A 22,299-nucleotide genomic window follows, 5' to 3' on the forward strand; every position below is an offset into this window, starting at 1 on the left:
GGAAGGGAAGGGAGTGGGCGGCGAAGTGGGGGCCCGCGTGGGAGTGGCGGGGCAGTTCGACGACCGTCAGGCCCTGGTAGCCGGTGGCGGCGAGGGCCGCGAGGACGGGCGGGAAGTCGATCTCGCCGTCGCCGAAGGGGAGGTGTTCGTGGACGCCCCGGCGCATGTCCTCGATCTGGACGTGGCGCAGCCAGGGGGCGGCGTCGCGTACGCAGTCGGCGGGCGGGAGGGGTTCGAGGCACTGGCAGTGGCCGATGTCCAGGGTGAGGCCGAGGGGCTCGGGGTCGCCGAGCGTGCGGCGCAGGTGGTGGAAGTCGGCGAGGGTGGCGAGGAGGTGGCCGGGTTCGGGTTCGACGGCGAGGGGGACGCCGGCGGTGGCGGCGGCGTCCAGGACGGGGGTGAGGGTCTCGGCGAGGCGTTTCCAGGCGGTGTCCTCGTCGGTGCCGTCGGGGACGATGCCGCTGAAGCAGTGCACGGCGTGCGCGCCGAGGTCGGCGGCGACGCGGACCGCCCGCAGGAGGAGGTCGACGCGGCGGGCGCGGTCGTCCGGGTCGGCGTCCAGCAGCGACGGGCCGTGCTTGCGGCGGGGGTCGAGCACGTAGCGGGCCCCGGTCTCCACGGTGACGCCCAGACCGAGCTCGTCCAGTCGGTGCGCGACCCGGCGGGTGCGGGCGGCGAGGTCGGGGGCGAGCGGGTCGAGGTGCATGTGGTCGAGGGTCAGGCCCACGCCGTCGTAGCCGAGGTCGGCGAGGAGGGCGAGGGCGTCGTCGAGGCGGAGGTCGGCGAGGCCGTTGGTGCCGTAGCCGAAGCGGAGGGGGGTGCGGGCGCGCCCGCTCGGGTCCCGGGCCGGGTCCGGGTCCGCGTCCCGGTTCGTGTCCCGGGCCGGGTCCGCGCCTGTGCCCCGGCTCGCGTCCCGGGCCGGGTCCCGGACGTCCCCGCTCGTCTCCCTGCTCACGTGGCGGGCCGGGCGGCCGCCCGCGTTCCGGCTCGCCTCCGAGGCCGGGGCCGGGACCGGGACCGGGGCACGATCTTCCCCGGTGACGTCCTGAGTCGCGCCCTGGTTCGGGTTCGGGCTCACGTGATGCTCACCTTCCTCATACCGGCCCTCCTCGCGAACATCCGGCCGGCCGGGGCCAGGGCCGCGACCAGGAGGGAGGTGGCGGTCGCGCCGGAACGGGCGGCGAGGGCGGCCTGGAGCGGGATCGTGGCGCGGATGCCGCCACCGACGGCGCGTTGGGTGAGCGGGGGTGACGGGTTGAGCGCGGCGTGGACGTAGGGTCGGGCGGCCGTGGCGGCGTAGGCGGCGCCCAGGGCGGTGGCGAGGGCGTCGGCGGCCCGGGGCGGCGTTCCCTCGGCCGGGCTGGAGCCCGGCAGGCCGGGGGCGGCTGCTGCCCGCCGGCCTGCCGGGGGTCGGGTGCGGCGGTGGGTGACCAGCCGGGTCAGCACCCCCGTCGTCGCGAGGGCCGCCAGCGGGGCCAGGGCCGAGCCGCCGGTGGTCTCCCGGCGGGACACCGCCGTGACCGCGAGGGTGTGGCTGCCGAGCAGCGCGGCGGAGGGCAGTGCGGCGCGGGTGCCGCCGCTGCTGGCCGCGGCGCCCAGGAGCAGGTCGAGTCCGCGGGCGGCGGCCATGGCCGCGGGACCGGCGGGCGTGTGCTTCAGGGCGAGGTCGTAGGCCCAGACGGTCGCCGCCAGGGGCGCGGCCACCGCGAGGGCGGGCCGTCCCGCACCGGCGGCGAGCGCCAGTCCGGCGCCGGTGAGGGCACCGGCTGCGGTGAGGGCGGCGGCCGGACGGATGCGGCCGGACGGCAGCGGGCGGTGCGGGCGCTCCACGGCGTCCTCGGCGCGGTCCGCCCAGTCGTTCAGGGCCATGCCGGCCTCGTACAGGCACACGGAGGAGCCGATCGCGAGCAGGGTCCGCGGGCCGGGGCGCACACCGGCCGCCGCCGCGCCGGCCAGGGCGTCACCGGGGACGGTGAAGAGGGCGGGCAGCCGCAGCAGTTCCGCCCACGCGCCCGCGCGGCCCGAGCGCGGGCGCGGAGTGCGGGATGCGACGTCGTCCCCGGGAACCGGTCTGCCCTTCGCCGCGCCCACCAGGGCGGACCCGGCGACGGTGAGCAGCGCGGGCAGCCGCAGCAGTTCGGCCCACGTGCCCTCGCGGGCCGGGCGAGGGCCGGGGGTGCGGGGCGCGGCACCGTCCTCGCGGGCCGGGCCGGCCGCCGCCGTCGGCCCGGGCGGCGTGGACGTGTTCCGTGCCGTGGCGGTCGTGCGGTTCATCGCCGTGCCCCGGGTGCGTCGGCGTCGTCCCGCAGCCGCTCGGCGAAGCGCCTCAGCTCCGTGTACTGCTCGGCCAGGGACGACGGGCCGTCCCCGACCGGATCCTTGAAGTAGAAGCCCAGCTCGCTCAGCGGGCCGGTCAGGCCCTTCTCCCGGGCGCGGACGACCAGCCGGGCCAGGTCGAGGACGAGCGGGGCGGCAAGGGCCGAGTCACAGCCCTGCCAGGTGGTCTGCAGGACCATGCGGGCGCCGAGGAAGCCGTCGAAGGCGATGTGGTCCCAGGCCGTCTTCCAGTCGCCGAGGGCCGGTACGTCGTCGATGTGGACCTCGCCCTCGGGGGTGGTGCCGAGGGTGTCGGCGAGGACGCGTTCCTTGCCGGCGTTCTTCGCGGCGGCGGCAGCGGGGTCGGCGAGGGCGGCGCCGTCGCCGCCGCCCAGGAGGTTCGTGCCGGACCAGGCGCGCACGGCGAGGGCGCGCTGCAGGAACATCGGGCCGAGCACGGAGCGCAGCAGGGTCTGCCCGGTCTTGCCGTCGCGACCCGCGTACGGCAGGCCCGAGGACGCGGCGAGCGGAGCCAGCGCCGGGTGGTGCAGGCCCGTGGACGGGGTGAAGTTGACGTAGGGGCAGCCGGCGCGCAGGGCGGCCGCCGCGTAGAGGGAGCTGGGCGGCAGGGAGCCGTCGGTGGGCGCCGGCTCGGTGGAGGCGACGTTGATCACGACGGCGCCCGCGAGGTCCTGGCGGCGCACGAAGTCGCGGATGTCGGCCGCGAACACGTCGGTCCACTGGTCCTGGGTGCGGCCGGTGTCTCCGGGCGGGGGGCCGCCGGGCCTGATCTCCCGGTCGGCGGCGACGAGTTCGGCGTGCACGGCGGACGGCAGGCCGTGCGGCAGGACGCCGCCGTCGGCCAGGTGCTCGGCACGCTTGGGCAGGGGGCAGTCGACGGTGTCGTGACCGCCGAAGACGAGGGACGACAGCGACGGCAGACCGCAGGAGGTGAAGTCGGGGGTCTCGGTGACCATGCCGGTCGGCGGGTGGAGCCCGGCGGCGACGGCGGCGCAGCCCGCGATCGCGGTCGTGGCGACGGATCCGCGCGCCCCGATGAGCCAGACGCCGAAGCGCGGGGCCGGGGAGGGGGCGGGTGCGGGAGCGGGGAGGAACGGTTCGGCGGACATGGGCAGCCTCCTTGTCGTACGCGAACCTGGTGCGAGCGCCGGAAGTGGACCAGCGGGATGCCGGGCACGGGGGCCCGGTCGGGGTGCCGGGCACGGAGGCCCGGTCGGGATGCCGGGCGCGGGGCCCGGCGGGACGGCGGGCGGAGGTCCGGCGTCCTCCGCCCGCCGCCGTTCTGGTCGCCCCAGGGGGCGGTTCGCCCTAGGAGGGCAGTTCCTTCAGCTGGATGTTCCGGAAGGAGACCTGGTCGTCGGCGCCGTGGTTCTGCAGGCCGATGTAGCCGTCGGTCAGGCTCCGCTGGGGGTCCTTGTTGGTGAAGTCGTTGATCTTGACTCCGTTGAGGAACACCTGGAGGCGTTCGCCCTGGACCTTGATCTCGTAGGAGTTCCACTGGCCGGGCGGCCGCAGGACCTGGTCACGGGCCTTGATGTTCGCCGACTTGAACGAGTAGACGGATCCCGTGGTGCGGTCGGCCGCGTCGGTGGCGTCGATCTGGATCTCGTAGCCCTTGTCCACCGCGGACCAGGGGTCCTCGGAGGCCGGGAAGCCCACGAAGATCCCGGAGTTGTCGTCGCCCCGCATCTTCCAGTCGAGCTTGAGGGAGTACGACTTCAGCTCCTTGGCCTGGTACCAGAGCAGGCCCATGCCGCCCTCGGACTCCAGGGTGCCGTCCTTGACGTTGAACTTTCCGGGGCCGGCCTGCTTCCAGCCGTCCAGGGTCTGGCCGTTGAAGATCTCCCGGTAGCCCTTGTCCGGCTTGCAGTCCGCCTTCACCTGGCCGGTGGCGTACTGCATGCCGCCGAGCAGATGGGTGCGGAAGGCCTCGTCGGCGTACGACTCCTTGGTGTGGCCGCCGCCCGTGTAGAAGGACCGGCCGCCGCCGTAGCTCTGGCACCAGGCGATCGGGTGGTCGCCCTTCATGTTCCCGCCCTGGTAGGTGGTCTCGTCCAGGGTGGCGAGGACCTTGGCCTGCTCGCGCGGGTTGGTGCGGTAGTTGTACCACTCGTCGGTGCGCTCCCAGGCGTCGCCCAGGTGCGCGGTGGACGGGTGGTCGTGGTCGTGGACGCGCACGGTGGCCTTCTGGATGGCCGGGTGCGAGTCGAAGTAGGCGCCGACGAGACCGCCGTAGAACTCCCAGTCGTACTCGGTGTCGGCGGCGGCGTGGATGCCCATGTAGCCGCCGCCGTTCGCGACGTAGTTCTCGAACGCCTTCTGCTGCTCGGCGTCGAGCACGTCACCGGTGGTGGACAGGAAGGCGACCGCGTCGTACTTGGCGAGGTTGGCCGTGGTGAACTGCTTCGCCTCCTCGGTCGCGGTGACCGAGATGCCGGCCGGGGCGCCGAGCTCCTTCAGCGCGGCGACGCCCTCCGGGATGGAGTCGTGCCGGAAGCCCGCCGTCTTGGAGAAGACCAGGACCTTCTTGCCCTTCTTGAACGGCTCGGTGGAGAACTCGAAGTCGTCCACGTCGTACAGCGCGCCCTCGCCGCCCCGGAAGACCAGGTAGATCTCCGTGGTCTTCTTCGGCAGCGACCGCAGCGGCACGTCGACGTCCTGGAACGTCTCCCAGCCGCCGGTCGGCGGGATGTACGCCGAGCCGTGCAGCTTGCCGGTGGGCGAGCCGGTGCGCAGCTCGATGAAGCCGCCGGAGCCGCCGGAGGAGGCCCGTACGGTCATCTTCTTCTGGCCCTTGAACCGGTAGGGGCTGAAGGAGATCCAGTCGCCGTCGTTGACGTCACCGACGGTCTTGCCGCCGTTGGCGCCGGTCTTGTCGATCACCGACACGCCCTGCTGGGTGGAGAAGTGCTCGGCCTGGCGGTGCAGCGGCTGGAGCACGGTGCGCGCGGTGCCGGTCAGGGCCTCCTGGCCGTTGGCCCCGCCGTCGGTGTAGCTGGCGCCGACGACGCCGTAGATGTTGGCGTTGGGGTCGTGACCGCCGTCGCCGGCGGGCGGCTTGAGGGTGCCCTCACAGCCCATCTCGCTGGTCAGCTCGTGGGCGTGGGAGTCGTGGCCGAGGCTGTAGACGACCTTGACCTTGGAGCAGTCGACGGTCTCCTCGGGGTCGGTGACGGTCACCTTGAACGGGACGGGCTCGCCGAAGGCGGCCAGGCTGCCGTTGCCGGGGACCTCGATCTTCACCGTGGGCTCGGTGTTGCCGACCACGATCCGGGCGCTGGCGTTGCCGGTGTTGCCCTCGGGGTCCTTGGCGGTGAAGGTCGCGGTGTAGGTGCCGACCTTCTTGTACTTGTGGGTGGGGGTGAGACCCTCGCCCTTGGTGCCGTCGCCGAAGTCCCAGCTGTAGGTGAGGTCCGGGGAGTCGGCGTCCTTGGCGGTGGCGGTGAACTTCACCTTCAGGCCGGCCGCACCGGAGGTCCTGTCCGCGCTGACCTCGGCGATCGGGGAGAAGCCGTCCTCGGCGTTCTCGATCCGGTACAGCGCGGAGTTCTCGTCGCCCTGGAACCAGGAGACGCCGTAGTCCAGCACGTAGAGCGCGCCGTCGGGGCCGAACTCCATGTCCATGATCTGGGTGCCGGTCCACGGGAAGTCGTTGATCTTCGCGACCGTGCCGTCCTCGTTCTGCTCGATCCGCTTGATCCAGCGGCGGCCGAACTCACCCGCGAAGAAGTCGCCGTCGTAGGCCTCGGGGAACTTCACCGAGGACTCGAGCTCGGGGTCGTAGCGGTAGACCGGGCCGGCCATCGGGGACTCGGAGCCGCTGCCGAACTCGGGCACGGAGCCGCCGTCGTAGGGGATCCAGGCGGCCTGCGCGGGCGGCAGGTCGACGAGGCCGGTGTTGTGCGGCGAGGTGTTCTTCGGGGCGGCGCAGTCGAACTTCTCGCCGGAGGCGCCGGTGGCGAAGTCGTAGTCGACGTAGGCGTCGTTGTTCCCGGTGCAGAACGGCCAGCCGAAGTTGGCGGCCTTGGTGACCTTGGCGAACTCGACCTGGCCCGCGGGACCCCGGTTCGGGTCGGCGGCGCCGGCGTCGGGGCCGTAGTCACCGACGTAGACGATGCCGGTCTCGTCGTCGACGCTCATCCGGAACGGGTTGCGGAAGCCCATCGCGTAGATCTCGGGACGGGTCTTCTCGGTGCCCGGGGCGAAGAGGTTGCCCTCCGGGACGGTGTACGAGCCGTCCTCGGCGACCTTGATGCGCAGGATCTTGCCGCGCAGGTCGTTGGTGTTGCCGGAGCTGCGGCGGGCGTCGAAGGCCGGGTTGCGGTTCGCCCGCTCGTCGATCGGCGTGTAGCCGTCGGAGGCGAAGGGGTTGGTGTCGTCGCCGGTGGACAGGTAGAGGTTGCCCTCGGCGTCGAAGTCGATGTCGCCGCCGACGTGGCAGCAGGTGCCGCGGGAGGCCGCGACGTCCAGGACCTTCTTCTCGCTGGCCAGGTCCAGCGTGCCGTTGGGGTTGAGGACGAACCGGGAGAGGCGGTTGACGCCGTCGAACTTCTTGAAGTCCTCGGCGGTGCCGGTCTCCGGGGCGTCGCCCGCGGGGGTGTCGAGCGGCGGGGCGTAGTAGAGGTAGATCGCCCGGTTGTTCTCGAAGTCCGGGTCGATGCCGACGCCCTGCAGGCCCTCCTCGTCATGGCTGTAGACGTCGAGCTTGCCGGCGACCTTGGTGACGCCGCCCTGGTCGGTGAGGCGCAGTGTGCCGTCGCGCGAGGTGTGCAGGACGCTGCGGTCCGGGAGCACGGCGAGCGACATCGGCTCGCCCGTCTCGGGTTCGCCCTTGGCGAGCGGTACCTGCTGGAACTGCCCCTCGGCTGCGGCCGGTTCGTCGTGTTCCGGGTGGCCGGGGTGGGCGCCGGCGACGGTCGCCGGGGTGCCCACGGCCAGCAGCAGGCCGGTGAACAGGGCGAGCGTGGTGTGAAGTCGGGGACGCCTCGTGGCGCGGGTGGATTTGAGTCTGCTTCTGTGCACGAAGTCCCTCCGAGAACGGGGTGGAGCCGTACGGAACAGGTGCGAAGACGTGTGGTGCGTGCGGGCGCCGGGGTGCACCGTCACCCCGGAGACGTGGGTGTCCTGAACACTTCAGGGACGGTAACCGCGTTCTTCCGGAGCGAACACCCCTTGGACCGGGGCTGGTTGAACTTTTTCCCAACTCAGGACAAAGCGGGATCCGGGCAGGTCGGATCCGGGGACCGGCGGATGTTCCGGTCCCCGTCCCCGACCTGCCGTCGGGCGCGGATCAGCGGTTGAACGCGGCGTCGAAGGACGCGCTGGGCGGCTCGAAGTCGAAGGCCTTGAGGCGGGTGAGCGCCTCCGGGGCGCCCTGGAGCCGGTCCATGCCGGCGTCCTCCCACTCGACGGAGACCGGGCCCTGGTAGTCGATGGAGCGCAGCATGCGGAAGACGTCCTCCCAGGGGACGTCGCCGTGGCCGGCGGAGACGAAGTCCCAACCGCGCCGGGGGTCGCCCCACGGCAGGTGGGAGCCGAGACGGCCGTTGCGGCCGTCGAGGCGCTTGCGGGCCTCCTTGCAGTCGACGTGGTAGATCCGGTCGCGGAAGTCCCACAGGAAGCCGACCGGGTCGAGGTCCTGCCACACGAAGTGGGACGGGTCGAAGTTGAGGCCGAAGGCCGGCCGGCGGTCGACCGCGTCCAGGGCGCGTACGGTCGTCCAGTAGTCGTAGGCGATCTCGCTGGGGTGGACCTCGTGGGCGAACCGCACGCCCTCGGCGTCGAAGACGTCCAGGATCGGGTTCCACCGCTCGGCGAAGTCCTCGTAGCCGCGCTCGATCATCGACTCGGGGGCGGGCGGGAACATGGCGACCAGGTGCCAGATGGCGGAGCCGGTGAAGCCGATGACGGTGTCCACGCCGAGGAGGGCCGCGGCGCGCGCGGTGTCCTTGATCTCGGCGGCGGCCCGCTGCCGCACGCCCTCGGCCTCGCCGTCGCCCCAGATGCGGGCGGGCAGGATCGCCTGGTGGCGTTCGTCGATGATGGCGTCGCACACCGCCTGCCCCACCAGGTGGTTGGAGATCGCCCAGCACTTCAGGCCGTACTTCTCCAGGAGCTGGTGGCGGCCGGCCACGTAGGACGGGTCGGCGAGCGCCTTGTCGACCTCGAAGTGGTCGCCCCAGCAGGCGAGTTCGAGACCGTCGTAGCCGAAGTCGCGGGCGAGTCGGCAGACCTCCTCAAGCGGCAGGTCCGCCCACTGGCCGGTGAACAGCGTGAAGTTGCGCGGCATCTCTGTCCGTCCTCCTCAGGCGGCGATCGGTGTGTAGACGGAGTTCTTCTCGGCGCTCTCCTCCACCGCCGCCAGGACGCGCTGCACCTGGAGCCCGTCGGCGAAGGAGGGTTCGGGGCCCCGGCCCTCGGCGACCGCGTGGACCAGGTCGCGGGCCTGGTGCACGAAGGTGTGCTCGTAGCCGAGGCCGTGGCCCGGCGGCCACCAGGCCTCGAGGTAGGGGTGGTCGGGTTCGGTGACGAGGATGCGGCGGAAGCCGGCGTGCGTGCCGGGCTCGGTGCCGTCGTGGTACTCCAGCTCGTTGAGCCGCTCCAGGTCGAAGGCGAGCGAGCCGCGCTCGCCGTTGAGTTCGATGCGCAGGGCGTTCTTGCGTCCGGTGGCGTACCGGGTGGCCTCGAAGGAGGCGAGGGCGCCGGAGGTGAAGCGGCCGGTGAACAGGGCGGCGTCGTCGACGGTGACCTGTCCGGTGCCGGCGGCGGAGACGGCGGCCAGACCGGCACTGGGCGCGGTGGGCAGCGGCCGTTCCCGCACGAAGGTCTCGGTGAGCGCGGAGACGCCCGCCAGCTGCTCGCCGGCCAGGTACTGCGCCAGGTCGACGATGTGCGCGCCGAGGTCGCCGAGCGAACCGGAGCCGGCGTGCTCGCGGCGCAGCCGCCAGGTCAGCGGGAACTGCGGGTCCACCAGCCAGTCCTGCAGGTACGCGACCCGCACGTGCCGCAGTCTTCCGATCCGGCCCTCGGCCACCATCCGCCGGGCCAGCGCGGTCGCGGGGACCCGGCGGTAGTTGAAGCCGACCATCGCCAGCTGACCCCGCGCCTGCGCCTCTTCGGCGGCGCGGGTCATCGCCTCGGCCTCCTCGACGCTGTTGGCGAGGGGCTTTTCGCACAGCACGTGCTTGCCGGCGGCGAGCGCGGCGAGCGCGATCTCGGCGTGGCTGTCGCCCGGGGTGCAGATGTCGACGAGGTCGATGTCGTCCCGTTCGACCAGGGCGCGCCAGTCGGTCTCGGCCTCCGCCCAGCCGTGCCGGTCCGCCGCCGCGCGCACGGCGTCGGCGTCCCGGCCGCAGATCACGGCCATGTCGGGGCTCATCGGCAGGTCGAAGACGCGGCCCGCGGTGCGCCAGCCCTGGGAGTGGGCGGCGCCCATGAAGGCGTAACCGACCATGCCGATGCGCAGCGGTGGCTTCCCCGTCTGAGCCCCGTCGGACGCTTGCGGCTGTGCCATTCGGATGTCCTCCTCGTCGTCGTGGCGGGCGGGGGTGGACCCCGCCCGGGGGGCTGGTCAGGCCCGTGGGGCGGGGCTCCTCACTTGAAGCCGGTGGACATGTACTGGTCCACGTTCTCCTTGTCGACGACGGCCGAGTAGCAGGTCACCGTCGAGGGGATCTCGAACTCCGCGAGGCCGCTCACGCCCTTGCCCTGGCCGAGGGCGCGGGCCAGGTCGATCGCGGAGGCGGCCATCGTCGGCGGGTACAGGACGGTGGCCTTCAGAACACCGTTGTCGGCCTTGATGGCCTCGAAGGCGGCGAGCGCGCCCGCGCCGCCCACCATCAGGAACTCGTCGCGCCCGGCCTGCTCGATGGCGCGCAGCGCGCCCACGCCCTGGTCGTCGTCGTGGTTCCACAGCGCGTCGATCTGCGACTGGGCCTGGAGCAGCTGGGCCATCTTGGCCTGGCCGGACTCGACGGTGAACTCGGCGGCCTGGCGGGCCACCTTCTGGATGTTGGGGTAGTTCTTCAGCGCGTCGTCGAAGCCCTGGGTGCGCTGCTTGGTCAGCTCCAGGTTGTCCAGGCCGGCCAGCTCGACGACCTTGGCGCCCTGCTTGTCCTTGAGCTTCTCGCCGATGTAGTGGCCGGCGTTGAGGCCCATGCCGTAGTTGTCGCCGCCGACCCAGCAGCGGTACGCCTGCGGGGTGTTGAAGATCCGGTCCAGGTTGACGACCGGGATGCCGGCGCGCATCGCCTTCAGTCCGACCTGGGTGAGGGCCTTGCCGTCGGCGGGCAGGATCACCAGGACGTCGACCTTCTTGTTGATGAGGGTCTCGATCTGGCCGATCTGCTGGGCGGTGTCGTTGGAGCCCTCGGTGATCTCCAGGGTGACGTCCGAGTACTTCTCGGCCCGCTTCTTGGCGTTGTCGTTGATGGCGTTGAGCCAGCCGTGGTCGGCCTGCGGTCCGGCGAAGCCGATGGTGACCGGCTTGCCGGGCTTGTCGTCGGCGGCCGGCTGGTCGTTCGCGGCGGGCTCGTCGTCGCTGGACTCGTTGCTGGTGCAGCCGGTGACGAGGACGCCGGCGGACACGGCGGCCGCTCCGAAGAGCAGCCCTCTGCGGCTGGTGAACTCTGGCATGGCGGTGAACCCCTTCTTCAGGTCGTGCTCGCGGTACGGCGCTGGACCAGCACGGCGGCGACGATGATCGCGCCCTTGGCGATCTGCTGGACGTCGCTCTGCAGGTTGTTCAGGGCGAAGATGTTGGTGATCGTGGTGAAGATCAGGACGCCGAGGACGGAGCCGACGATGGTGCCGCGGCCCCCGGTGAGCAGGGTGCCGCCGATGATCGCCGCGGCGATGGCGTCGAGTTCGTAGAGGTTGCCGTTGGTGTTCTGGCCGGAGCCGGCCAGCACGATCAGCAGGAAGGCGGCGATGCCGCAGCACAGCCCGGACAGCAGGTAGAGGTAGAGCCGCTGGCGGCGTACGTCGATGCCGGCCAGCCGGGCGGCCTCCGCGTTGCCGCCGACGGCGACGGAGCGGCGGCCGAAGGTGGTCCGGTTGAGGAGCAGCCAGCCGATGACGGTGACCGCGGCGAACACCAGGACCAGCGGCGGGATGCCGAGCACGTAGGAGTCGCGCTCGCCGAGGTCGAGGACGCCGTCGACGGTGACGATCTGGGTCCGCCCGTCGGTGATCTGCAGGGCGAGGCCGCGGGCCGAGGCGAGCATGGCGAGGGTGGCGATGAACGGGACCATCCCGCCGTACGCGATGAGCACCCCGTTGACCAGGCCGCATCCCAGTCCGACGAGGACGGCGGTGAAGAGGATGCCGCCGAAGCCGTACTCCTGGGTGGCGACGGTGGTGGCCCACACCGAGGCGAGGGCGACGATCGCGCCGACCGACAGGTCGATGCCGCCGGAGATGATGACGAAGGTCATGCCGACGGTGACGACACCGATGACGGAGGCCTGGGTGAGGACGAGCTGGAGGTTGCGGGTGTCCAGGAACTCGTCCGGTTTGGTGATGCCGCCGATGAGGACCAGTACGGCGAGCACGCCGAGCAGCGACAGCGTGCGGACGTCGGCGCGGAACAGCACGGCGCGCCAGGCGGGCGTTTCGCCGGCCGACGGCACCTTGGGTGCGCTGTCCCGCGGCGGGGAGACGGGCTGCGTCATGACGCCGGGCTTCCTTCCATGACGAGGTCGAGTACACGGTGTTCGTCGAGTTCGCGGGCGGGCGCCGTGTGGACGACGCTGCCCTCGCGCAGCACCAGGACGCGGTCGGCGAGGCCGAGGACCTCGGGGACCTCGCTGGAGACCAGCAGCACGGCGAGGCCCTCGTCCGCCAGCCGGCGGACGACCGCGTAGAGCTCGGCGCGGGCGCCGACGTCGACGCCCCGGGTGGGTTCGTCGAGCAGCAGCACCCGGCAGCCGCGCAGCAGCCAGCGGGCGAGCACGGCCTTCTGCTGGTTGCCGCCGGACAGGGTGCGCACGGGCACGTCCGGGTTGTCGGGCCGCAGCGACAGTTCGCGGACCGCCGCGCGTGCCGCCCCCAGCTCGGCGCCGCGGTCGATCCAGCCGGCCTTGGCGAAGCGGGACATGGAGGAGACCGACACGTTGCGGGTGACGGACTCCAGCATCAGCAGGGCCTGCGCCTTGCGTTCCTCGGGGGCGAGCCCGAGTCCGGCGCGCACGGCGGCCCGTACGCTGCCCGGTTTCAGGGGGCGCCCGTCGACGAGGACCCGGCCGGTGTCGGGCTTGCGGGCGCCGTAGATCGTCTCCAGGATCTCGGAGCGTCCCGAGCCGACGAGTCCGGCGAGCCCGACGATCTCCCCGGGCCGCACCTGGAGGTCGAGCGGGGCGAACTCGCCCTGGCGGGACAGCCCTTCGACGGTGAGCACCGGTTCGCCCAGCGGGGCGTCGGCGGGCCGCTCCGGGAAGACGTACTCGACGTTGCGCCCGGTCATCAGCGCGACGACCTCGCGGGTCGGCGTCGACTTCGCGGGCAGCCCGCCGGCGACGGCCCGGCCGTCCTTCAGCACGGTCACCCGGTCGCCGATGCGGCGGATCTCCTCCAGACGGTGCGAGATGTAGACGACTGCGACTCCGTCGGCGGTGAGGTCGCCGACGATGCGGAAGAGGTTGTCGACCTCGTCCGGGTCGAGGGCGGCGGACGGCTCGTCCATCACGATGAGCCGTACGTCGTGGGAGAGCGCCCGCGCCATGGACACGATCTGCTGCTGCGCCGCCGAGAGTTCGCCGACCAGCCGGGCCGGATCGATCTCGGGATGTCCGAGCCGCTTGAGCAGTTGGGCCGTCGACGCCTTGGCCGTTCCCGACCGGACGACGAAACCGGCCGTGGTCGGCTCGTGGCCCAGGTGGACGTTCTCGGCCACCGACAGGTGCTCCACCAGGTCGAGTTCCTGGTAGATGGTGGCGATGCCGAGGCGCATGGCGGCGATCGGCGAGCGCAGGACGACGTCCTCGCCGCGCCAGCGGATGGTGCCGGTGTCGGGCTGGTGGGCACCGGCCAGCACCTTGATCAGGGTGGACTTCCCGGCGCCGTTCTGGCCGAGCAGGCAGTGCACTTCGCCGGCCTGGACGTCGAGGTCGACGCCGTCCAGGGCCCGGACTCCGGGGAACGACTTGGTGATGCCGGACATGCTGAGCAGCGGTGGTTGTGGTGCCATGCGGATTCCCCTCGGCGGGCGTACGGGCCGGTGTCAGGGCGATCCCCTTGCGGGGCAGGCGTTTTCGGGCAGGGCGGGGTAGGGCGGTGGCGTGCCTGTACGGGTGGGCTGTTCCGTGCGGTGGGAGCAGGTGCGGTGACGCGGGTGCGGTGGTGCTGGGAGCAGGTGCCTTGACGCAGGTGCGGTGGTACTGGGAGCAGGTGCGGTGACGCGGATGCGATGGTGCCTGGATCAGGTGCCGTGGCGCGGATGCGGTGGTGCTCGGAGCAGGTGCGACGAAGAGGACGAAGAAGCGGTGGAGCGGGCTGCTTACGCGGGTGAGAACAGGTGGTCGCTGATGAGCCGGGCCGCGCCGATGACTCCGGCGGTGGGTCCCAACTCCCCCAGCACGATGGGCAGGTTGCCGGTGGCCAGGGGCAGCGAGCCGCGGTAGACCTGGGTGCGGATCGCGGCGAGCAGGGTGTGGCCGAGGCCGGTCACCCCACCGCCGATCACCACCAGGCCGGGGTTGAAGAAGCTGACCAGGCCGGCGATGACCTGGCCGGTGCGGTTGCCGCCCTCGCGGATCAGGTCGAGGGCGGTGGCGTCACCGGCCGCGGCCGCGGCGGCGACGTCGACGGCGCTGAGCGTGCCGTTCGCCTCCAGCCGGCCGGCGAGTTCGGCGGAGAGCCGCTGTTCGGCGGCCTCCATGGCGTCCCGGGCGAGGGCCGCGCCGGAGAAGTGGGCCTCCAGACAGCCCCGGTTGCCGCAGGCGCACGGACGGCCGTCGGGCACGGCCTGGATGTGCCCGATGTCGCCCGCGCTGCCCGTCGTACCGCGGTAGACCTCACCGCCGACGACGATGCCGCAGCCGATGCCGGTACCGATCTTGACGCAGAGGAAGTCGGCGACGGTGCGGGCGACGCCCGCGTGCTGCTCCCCCATCGCCATCAGGTTCACGTCGTTGTCGACCATGACCGGGCAGCCGAGGTCCTGGCTGAGCGCCTCCCGCACGGGGAAGCCGTCCCAGCCCGGCATGATCGGCGGAGCCACCGGGATGCCCTCGGGGAAGCGGACCGGGCCCGGGACGCCGATGCCGGCGCCGTCGAACCCCTCCGCGAGCCCCGAGGCCTTCAACTTCGCGGCCATGGCGAGTACTTGCTCGAAGACCGCGACCGGTCCCTCGCGTACGTCCATGGGCTGGTTGATGTGCCCGAGGATCTCCAGCTCGGCGTTGGTGACGGCGACGTCGACCGAGGTCGCGCCGATGTCGACGCCGAGGAACCGCAGGTGCGGGTTGAGCCGGATGTTGTGGGAGCGCCGGCCGCCGCGCGAGGCGGCGAGTCCGTCGGCCACGACGAGGTCCGTCTCCAGCAGCCGGTCCACCTCCACGGCCAGTTTCGACCGGGAGAGGTCGACCTGGTCGCCCAGTTGGGCACGGGAGTTGGGTCCGCCGTCGCGCAGCAGCCTGAGCAGTCGTGCCTGGTGGGCGTTGGCGGGTCGCGCTGTCATGCGTCTCACGAACCCCTCCCCGCCTCGATCGGCATGTGCGCGCCGGATTCCGGCCACGTGTGTGGCGTGCTTTCGGATGGGAAAGTAGCAGCGCCTGCCGGAGGTGGGAAGAAGTCGCGCAGGAATTGCCCCCTACTTTTTCCACTCACAGGACAAAGGAGCCCGCGAAGGCACCGGGAAGCAGGTCACAAAGGAGGTGAAAAGGGGTTTTCGGGCTGCTCAGGAATCGGCGCGCGCGTGGTACGAGCGCCGGGTGTGCTCGGTGTGTTCGCGCATGAGCCGGGTGGCCAGTTGCTCGTCGTGGGCGGCGATGGCGGCGATCAGCTCGCGGTGCTCGACCCAGGACTGCCCGCCGCGCTGCCGGGCGACGGGCGTGTAGTACCAGCGCACGCGCCGGTCGACCTGGGCGGCGAGTTCGGCGAGCACGGCGTTCCCCGCCAGCTCCATGACCTTGGCGTGGAAGAGGGCGTTGAGGGCGACGGCGGCGTCCACGTCGTCGGCGTCGACAGCCTTGAGCCCCTCGGCCAGGATCTCCTCCAGGGCCTCCACACCCGCGCCGTCGGCGTTGCTCGCGGCCAGCCGGGCCGCCTCCGCCTCCAGCAGCGTACGGACGGTGAGGAGCTGGTCGGCCTCCTCCTCCGTGGGCTCGTGCACGAACGCGCCCTGCGCGGGCCGCAGGTCGACCCAGCCCTCGGTGTTGAGCCGTTGCAGCGCCTCGCGCACCGGCTGGCGGGAGACGCCGAGATGGCCGGCGAGTTCGCTCTCGACGAGGTGCTGGCCGGGCTGGAGGGCACGGGTGGTGATGAGTTCGAGCAGCGCCTCGTAGACCCGGTCGCGCAGCGGTCCGGGCCGTTCGAGCCTGGGCACCGCCCCCTGGGGCAGTCCGGTCGACAACATCGCGGTCCCCCTCCTCGGCGGCGCCGCGCACCGCCGCGAACGCCGGTGCACCGCAACGCCAGTAGTGATTGTCTTTCGTCTACAGTCTACGGCGCACAGACACCAGGGGATCGAGGAGTTGACCTCGTCACACCCGCGACGGGCTCAGGGACAGCGCACGACCTGCCCCGCGTACGACAGGTTCCCGCCGAAGCCGAAGAGCAGCACCGGGTCGCCGGACGACACCGCGCCCTGCTCGACGAGCTTGGAGAAGGCGAGCGGGATGCTGGCGGCCGAGGTGTTGCCGGACTCGATGACGTCGCGGGCGACGACGGCGTTGACGGCGCCGAGCCGACGGGCGAGGGGTTCGATGATCCGCAGGTTGGCCTGGTGCAGTACGACCCCGGCGAGGTCCTCGGGCGCCAGCCCCGCCTTCTCGCAGGCCTGGCGGGCGACGACCGGCAGCTGGGTGGCGGCCCAGCGGTAGACGCTCTGCCCCTCCTGCGCGAACCGCGGCGGCGTCCCCTCGATCCGCACCGCGTGCCCCATCTCGGGCACCGAGCCCCACAGCACCGGGCCGATCCCCGCCTCCTCGCCGGGGGCGCAGGCCTCCACCACGGCGGCGCCCGCCCCGTCGCCGACGAGCACGCAGGTGGTGCGGTCGGTCCAGTCGGTCACGTCGGTCATCTTGTCGGCGCCGACGACCAGCACCCGGCTCGCGCCGCCGGCCCGTACGGCGTGGTCGGCGGTGGCGAGGGCGTGGGTGAATCCGGCGCACACCACGTTGATGTCCATGACGGCGGGCCCGGGCATGCCGAGGCGGGCCGCGACGCGGGCGGCCATGTTGGGCGAGCGGTCGATGGCGGTGGACGTGGCGACCAGCACGAGGTCGATCTCGGCGGGCGTCCGGCCGGCCGCCGCCAGCGCCTTGGCGGCGGCGTGCGCGGCCAGCTCGTCGACCGGTTCGTCGGGGCCGGCGACGTGGCGGGTGCGGATGCCCACCCGGCTCGTGATCCACTCGTCGCTGGTGTCGACCATGCCCGCCAGGTCCTCGTTGGTGAGGACCCGGGCGGGCTGGTAGTGGCCGACGGCGGTGATGCGCGAGCCGATCATGGGTGGATCCCCCTCGGTGGTCGGGTGCGGGATGCACCAGTCTGATCAGTGACTCACCGGTACGAGGGCAGGTGAAGCGACAGGAAACGGGTGCCGGGCTTGTCGGCTTCCGTCAGCCCTCGGAGAGGGGGCGCCGCGGCTCCGCGGTCAGCCGGTGAACAGTTGTGCCGCCTTGCGCACGAGCTCGTACAGTCCGTAGGCGAGCGGCACGCCCACCCACAGCCAGGAGAAGGCGATCAGTCCGCGGCGGTCGGGGCTAGGCGGACTCTGGCTGCTGTCGCCGGTCATCGGCGGCCTCCTTCGGTGTCCCGGGGCCGGGGACGTGGTGGCGGGGGTGGACGGGCCGGACCAGCTCGTTGGCGACGAAGCCGACGACGAGCAGCCCGATCATGATGATCAGCGACAGCCCGTACAGGGACGGGCCGTGCTTGCCCGCCTCCTCCTGGCGGTCGGCGACCCAGTTCACGATCAGCGGTCCGAGCACACCGGCCGTGGACCAGGCGGTGAGCAGCCGACCGTGGATCGCCCCGACCTCGTAGGTGCCGAAGAGGTCCTTCAGGTACGCCGGGACCGTGGCGAAGCCGCCGCCGTAGAAGGAGAGGATCACCAGGGCACAGAGCACGAACAGCGGCTTGGAGGAGTCGCCGAGCAGCCAGATGAGCGCGTACATCAGCGCGCCGACGCCGAGGTAGACCCGGTAGATGTTCTTGCGGCCGATGAGGTCGGAGGTGGTGGACCAGCCGATGCGGCCCGCCATGTTGGCCGCCGACAGCAGGGCGACGAATCCCGCGGCGGCGGTCGCCGACACCGGTGCGGAGGTGTCCGCGAAGAAGTCGGTGATCATCGGCGCGGCCTTCTCCAGGATGCCGATGCCCGCGGTGACGTTCAGGCACAGCACGAGCCACAGCAGCCAGAACTGCGGGGTGCGCACCGCCGAACGGGCCGAGACCTGCGGTCCGGTGGGCACGGCGGGCGCGCCGTCCACCGGGCGCGCGGTGCGCGGCACCCGTACCAGGAGCACGCCGAGCAGCATGAACACGGCGTAGGTCAGCCCGTGCACGAGGAAGGCGAGCGCGATGCCGTCGTTGTCGGCGCCGAAGGACTCGAGCATCTGCGCCGACCAGGGCGAGGCGATCAGCGCGCCGCCGCCGAAGCCCATGATGGCGATGCCGGTGGCCATGCCGGGCCGGTCCGGGAACCACTTGATGAGCGTGGAGACGGGTGAGATGTAGCCGATGCCCAGGCCGATGCCGCCGACGAAGCCGTAGCCGAGGACGATCAGCCAGTACTGCTCGGTGGCCGCACCCAGCGCGGAGAGCAGGAAGCCGGAGGAGAAGCAGACCAGGGCGACGGTCATCGCCCAGCGCGGGCCCCGGCGTTCGACGAGGGTGCCGCCGAACGCGGCGGACAGGCCGAGCATGACGATGCCGAGCTGGAAGGGCAGCGCGCTCTGGGTGCCGCTGAGGCCGAGCGCGGACTCCAACGGCGGCTTGAACACGCTCCACGCGTAGGCCTGGCCGATGGAGAGGTGGACGGAGAGCGCGGCGGGCGGCACGAGCCAGCGGCTCCAGCCCGGCGGTGCGACAGGGGGGCTCATGAGTCCCCCACCGTAGGGACGACGGGGGCCATTGAGAAGGCAGTTGAGCAGACAACCACTGGTACTGCACAAAGCCTTGCTGGGGCCACTTCCATACTGTAGACAATATTTCGTCGACAGAGATTCGGCGGTTCCCGGTCCTCGGTGTCCCTCGACCGAACGGAGCTCCCCTCGCCATGAAAGTCGCAGTCCTCGGTGCCGGGGCGATCGGCGCCTACGTCGGTGCCGCGCTCCACCGTGCGGGCGCCGACGTGCATCTCATCGCCCGTGGACCGCATCTGGCGGCCATGAGGCAGTACGGCGTACGCGTGCGCAGCCCACGCGGTGACTTCACCGCGCACCCCCGCGCCACCGACGACCCGGCCGAAGTCGGCCCGGTCGACTACGTGTTCCTGGGTCTCAAGGCGAACTCGTACGCGGCGTGCGGGCCGCTGATCGAGCCGCTGCTGCACGCCACCACGGCGGTCGTGGCCGCCCAGAACGGCATCCCCTGGTGGTACTTCCACCGGCACGGCGGACCGTACGACGGCCGCCGCCTGGAGAGCGTGGACCCGGACGGCGCGGTCAGTGCGGTGCTCGCGCCCGAGCGGGCCGTCGGCTGCGTCGTCTACGCGGCCACCGAACTCCAGCAGCCCGGCGTCGTACGCCATGTGGAAGGCACCCGCTTCTCGATCGGCGAGCCGGACCGGAGCGTCTCCGCGCGCTGTCTGGCCCTGAGCGAGGCGATGCGGGCAGGGGGCCTGAAGTGCCCGGTCGAACCGGAACTGCGGGGCGACATCTGGCTGAAGCTGCTGGGCAACATCTCCTTCAACCCGATCAGCGCCCTGGCCCGCGCCACCATGCGGCAGATGTGCCTGCACGGCGGCACCCGGCAGGTCATCGAGACGATGATGGCCGAGACGCTGGCGGTCGCCGGGGCCCTCGGCTGCGAGATCGGCGTCTCCATCGAGCGCCGCCTCGCGGGCGCGGAGAAGGTCGGCGACCACCGCACCTCCACGCTCCAGGACCTGGAGCGCGGCAAGCCGCTCGAACTCGACGTCCTGCTCGCGGCCGTCGTCGAACTGGCGGAGATCACCGGTGTCCCGGTGCCGACCCTGCGCACCGTGCACGCCCTGTCGGACCTGCTCGCGCTGAGGAGCGCCGCATGAGGAAACGCGACCGGAACCCGAAGACCTACACCCGCCTCACCCACCCCCTCGTCCGGGACGCGCGCGACGCGCCGTTCCGCCGGGCGAGCTGGGACGAGGCCCTGGACCGTACCGCCCGGGGCCTGGCGGCGGCGCGCGGCGCGTTCGGACTGTTCTCCTGCTCCCGCGCGACCAACGAGATGAACTACGTGGCGCAGAAGTTCGCCCGGGTCGTCATGGGCACCAACAACGTCGACTCCTGCAACCGCACCTGCCACGCCCCGTCCGTCGCCGGCCTGTCGGCCGCCTTCGGCTCGGGCGGCGGCACGTCGTCGTACGAGGAGATCGAGCACACCGACGTCATCGTGATGTGGGGCTCCAACGCCCGTTTCGCGCACCCGATCTTCTTCCAGCACGTGCTGAAGGGGATCCGGGGCGGCGCCCGGATGTACGTGGTCGACCCGCGCCGGACCTCCACCGCCGAGTGGGCGGAGAGCTGGCTCGGGCTGAACGTCGGCACGGACATCGCGATGGCGCACGCGATCGGCCGCGAGATCATCCACGTGGGCCTGGTCAACGAGGCGTTCGTACGGCGGGCCACCACGGGTTTCGAGGAGTACGAGGCGCTCGTCGAGCCGTGGACCCTGTCCCTCGCGGAGAAGGTGACGGGCGTCCCGGCGGCCGCGATACGGGAGCTGGCGCACGCCTACGCCCGCGCCGAGCGCGCCCAGCTGTGCTGGACCCTCGGCATCACCGAGCACCACAACGGCACCGACAACGTGCGTGCCCTGATCAACCTCTCCCTGCTCACCGGTCACGTCGGCCGCTACGGCTCGGGCCTGCAGCCCCTGCGCGGCCAGAACAACGTGCAGGGCGGCGGCGACATGGGCGCGATCCCCAACCGGCTGCCCGGCTTCCAGGACATCCTCGACACCGGCACGCGCCTGAAGTTCGAGTCGGCCTGGGACACCGTCATCCAGCCGCACTACGGACTGACCCTGACGGAGATGTTCGAGGCCATGGAGGACGGCTCCCTGCGCGCCGTCTACTGCATCGGCGAGAACCCGGCCCAGTCGGAGGCGGACAGCGAACAGGCGGTGCGCCGGCTGAAGGAGCTGGACTTCCTGGTGGTCCAGGACATCTTCCTGACGAAGACCGCCGAACTGGCCGACGTCGTCCTCCCCGCGACCGCCGGCTGGGCGGAGACCGAGGGCACCACCACCAACAGCGAGCGCCGGGTGCAGCGGGTCCGCCGGGCCGTGGTCCCGCCCGGCGAGGCGCGCGAGGACATCGACATCCTCTGCGACCTCGCCTCCCGCCTCGGCCACGACTGGAAGTACGCCGACGCCGAGGCGGTGTGGAACGAGCTGCGCTCGGTCTCCCCGGACCACTACGGCATGACGTACGAGCGGCTGGACGAACACCAGGGCATCCAGTGGCCGTGCCCCACCACGGACGCGCTGGAACCGACGTACCTGCACGGCCGCTTGTGGAATCCGGACCCGGAACTCCGGGGCAGGCCCGCCCCCTTCGGCATCGTCCGGCACGACCCGCCGGTCGACCTCACCGACGAGCGGTACCCGATCCGGCTCACCACGGGCCGCCGCCTCGACTCCTACAACACGGGTGTGCAGAGCGGCGGTTTCGCGTCGCCTCTCCGTCGCGGCGAGTACGTCGAGCTGTGCCCGGAGGACGCCGAGCGGTACGGGGTGGTGGTCGGCGAGGAGGTGCGGGTGACCTCGCGGCGCGGTTCGGTGCTGGCGCCGGTCTGGGTGGACACCGGACTGCGGCCGGGACTCGCGTTCATGACGTTCCACTTTCCCGACGAGGTGGACACCAACCAGCTGACGATCGAGGCGAACTGCCCGATCGCGGGGACGGCGGAGTTCAAGGCGTCGGCGATCCGGATCGAGAAGGTGAGCACCAGTGGACCTGCACTTCGGTGACAGTAAACCGACGGACGACGAGCGTGCGGCCGTGGACGCCCTGCTCGGTCCCCCCGAGTCGTCCTGGGAGGGCGCCGACCGCTCCGACGCCGACCTCAGGTGGGCCCGCGGCGGCCGCGAGGCCCGCGACCGCCGCGACCTGCTGCTGCCGGGGCTGCACGCCGTCAACGACCGGGTCGGCTGGATCAGCGAGGGCGCCCTGCACTACCTGTGCCGCCGCCTGACGGTCCCCCCGGCGGAGGCCTACGGCGTCGCCACCTTCTACGCGATGTTCTCCGTCCGCCCCCGCCCGGCGACGGTCCTGCACCTCTGCACGGACCTGGCCTGCACGGCGGCGGGCGCGGCACAGCTGTGCGAGTCGGTGGAATCCCGCCTGGGCCCGGAATCCGGCGTCCAGGTCGAACGAAGCCCCTGCCTGGGCCTGTGCGAACGGGCACCGGCAACCTTGGTGATCCGGGCCGGCGCATCAGCCCGTCCGGCGTTTGAGGACGAGGCCCGTTCAGGGGCGATGGGGGGTCCGGGGGCGCAGCCCCCGGGGGACGGGAACGGGAAGGGGCGGCGGGGGCGAGAAACCACACGAGCCACCGCCGTCGTCGCCCCCGCCACCCCCGCCACGGCGATCCAAGC

At 72.1% G+C, this 22,299-nt stretch carries 17 protein-coding genes; 3 read left to right on the top strand and 14 right to left on the bottom strand.

The features are described 5' to 3' along the window. The 14 genes from KUM38_RS41320 to KUM38_RS41385 all read right to left on the bottom strand — a co-directional run. A partial coding sequence (locus KUM38_RS41320; RefSeq protein WP_308409168.1) for a sugar phosphate isomerase/epimerase family protein occupies positions 1–1,078 on the bottom strand: 1,078 nt, incomplete at its 3' end. Beyond that, positions 1,075–2,274: an SCO3242 family prenyltransferase gene (locus KUM38_RS41325; RefSeq protein ID WP_254398583.1), complete on the bottom strand. Its 1,200-nt coding sequence runs from the start codon at positions 2,272–2,274 to the stop codon at positions 1,075–1,077. The genes KUM38_RS41325 and KUM38_RS41320, both read right to left, overlap by 4 nt. Continuing rightward, positions 2,271–3,446, bottom strand: coding sequence for an inositol-3-phosphate synthase (locus tag KUM38_RS41330; protein ID WP_217137292.1), 1,176 nt, complete (start codon positions 3,444–3,446; stop codon positions 2,271–2,273). The genes KUM38_RS41325 and KUM38_RS41330 overlap by 4 nt, the downstream gene beginning before the upstream one ends. 199 nt (positions 3,447–3,645) lie before the next feature. Further along, entirely contained in the window at positions 3,646–7,359 is a 3,714-nt protein-coding gene (locus KUM38_RS41335) for a ThuA domain-containing protein (protein WP_217137293.1), read from the bottom strand. A 268-nt stretch (positions 7,360–7,627) separates the two neighbouring features. Beyond that, complete coding sequence (locus KUM38_RS41340; protein ID WP_217137294.1) at positions 7,628–8,626, bottom strand: sugar phosphate isomerase/epimerase; 999 nt, start codon at positions 8,624–8,626, stop codon at positions 7,628–7,630. Positions 8,627–8,641: 15 nt separating this feature from the next. After that, positions 8,642–9,850 carry a Gfo/Idh/MocA family protein gene (locus KUM38_RS41345; protein ID WP_217137295.1) on the bottom strand — a complete coding sequence of 403 codons (1,209 nt, stop codon included), beginning with the start codon at positions 9,848–9,850 and terminating at the stop codon, positions 8,642–8,644. An 80-nt stretch (positions 9,851–9,930) separates the two neighbouring features. After that, positions 9,931–10,971: a substrate-binding domain-containing protein gene (locus KUM38_RS41350; protein ID WP_217137296.1), complete on the bottom strand. Its 1,041-nt coding sequence runs from the start codon at positions 10,969–10,971 to the stop codon at positions 9,931–9,933. Positions 10,972–10,988: 17 nt separating this feature from the next. Beyond that, the gene (locus tag KUM38_RS41355; protein WP_217137297.1) at positions 10,989–12,008 is read right to left on the bottom strand and encodes an ABC transporter permease; all 1,020 of its coding nucleotides are present in this window, start codon (positions 12,006–12,008) and stop codon (positions 10,989–10,991) included. Further along, positions 12,005–13,522 carry a sugar ABC transporter ATP-binding protein gene (locus tag KUM38_RS41360; protein ID WP_217137298.1) on the bottom strand — a complete coding sequence of 506 codons (1,518 nt, stop codon included), beginning with the start codon at positions 13,520–13,522 and terminating at the stop codon, positions 12,005–12,007. Before KUM38_RS41360 ends, KUM38_RS41355 begins: the two co-directional genes overlap by 4 nt. A 309-nt stretch (positions 13,523–13,831) precedes the next feature. Then, positions 13,832–15,013, bottom strand: a complete 1,182-nt coding sequence (locus tag KUM38_RS41365; protein ID WP_073931305.1) for an ROK family protein — start codon at positions 15,011–15,013, stop codon at positions 13,832–13,834. A 219-nt stretch (positions 15,014–15,232) separates the two neighbouring features. Continuing rightward, positions 15,233–15,910 (bottom strand): GntR family transcriptional regulator, encoded by a 678-nt coding sequence (locus tag KUM38_RS41370; protein WP_217137299.1) that lies wholly within the window; start codon positions 15,908–15,910, stop codon positions 15,233–15,235. A gap of 144 nt (positions 15,911–16,054) precedes the next feature. Then, positions 16,055–17,002: a beta-ketoacyl-ACP synthase III gene (locus KUM38_RS41375; protein ID WP_217137300.1), complete on the bottom strand. Its 948-nt coding sequence runs from the start codon at positions 17,000–17,002 to the stop codon at positions 16,055–16,057. Positions 17,003–17,149: 147 nt separating this feature from the next. Next, on the bottom strand, positions 17,150–17,290 hold the full coding sequence (locus tag KUM38_RS41380) for a hypothetical protein (protein ID WP_217137301.1): 141 nt from the start codon (positions 17,288–17,290) through the stop codon (positions 17,150–17,152). Beyond that, a complete protein-coding gene (locus tag KUM38_RS41385) occupies positions 17,259–18,599 on the bottom strand; it encodes an OFA family MFS transporter (RefSeq protein ID WP_217137302.1) in 1,341 nt (446 codons plus the stop codon). The genes KUM38_RS41380 and KUM38_RS41385 overlap by 32 nt, the downstream gene beginning before the upstream one ends. 176 nt (positions 18,600–18,775) lie before the next feature. Between KUM38_RS41385 and KUM38_RS41390 the strand changes: the two genes are divergently transcribed. The 3 genes from KUM38_RS41390 to KUM38_RS41400 form a co-directional block, all read left to right on the top strand. Beyond that, positions 18,776–19,747 (top strand): 2-dehydropantoate 2-reductase, encoded by a 972-nt coding sequence (locus KUM38_RS41390; protein WP_217137303.1) that lies wholly within the window; start codon positions 18,776–18,778, stop codon positions 19,745–19,747. Continuing rightward, positions 19,744–21,672, top strand: coding sequence for a molybdopterin oxidoreductase family protein (locus KUM38_RS41395; protein WP_217137304.1), 1,929 nt, complete (start codon positions 19,744–19,746; stop codon positions 21,670–21,672). Before KUM38_RS41390 ends, KUM38_RS41395 begins: the two co-directional genes overlap by 4 nt. Then, positions 21,653–22,299: NAD(P)H-dependent oxidoreductase subunit E (locus KUM38_RS41400; RefSeq protein ID WP_308409169.1), on the top strand; the 647-nt coding region annotated here is incomplete at its 3' end. The genes KUM38_RS41395 and KUM38_RS41400, both read left to right, overlap by 20 nt.

It is taken from the genome of Streptomyces sp. AC558_RSS880, from assembly GCF_019049255.1.
Lineage (GTDB): Bacteria > Actinomycetota > Actinomycetes > Streptomycetales > Streptomycetaceae > Streptomyces.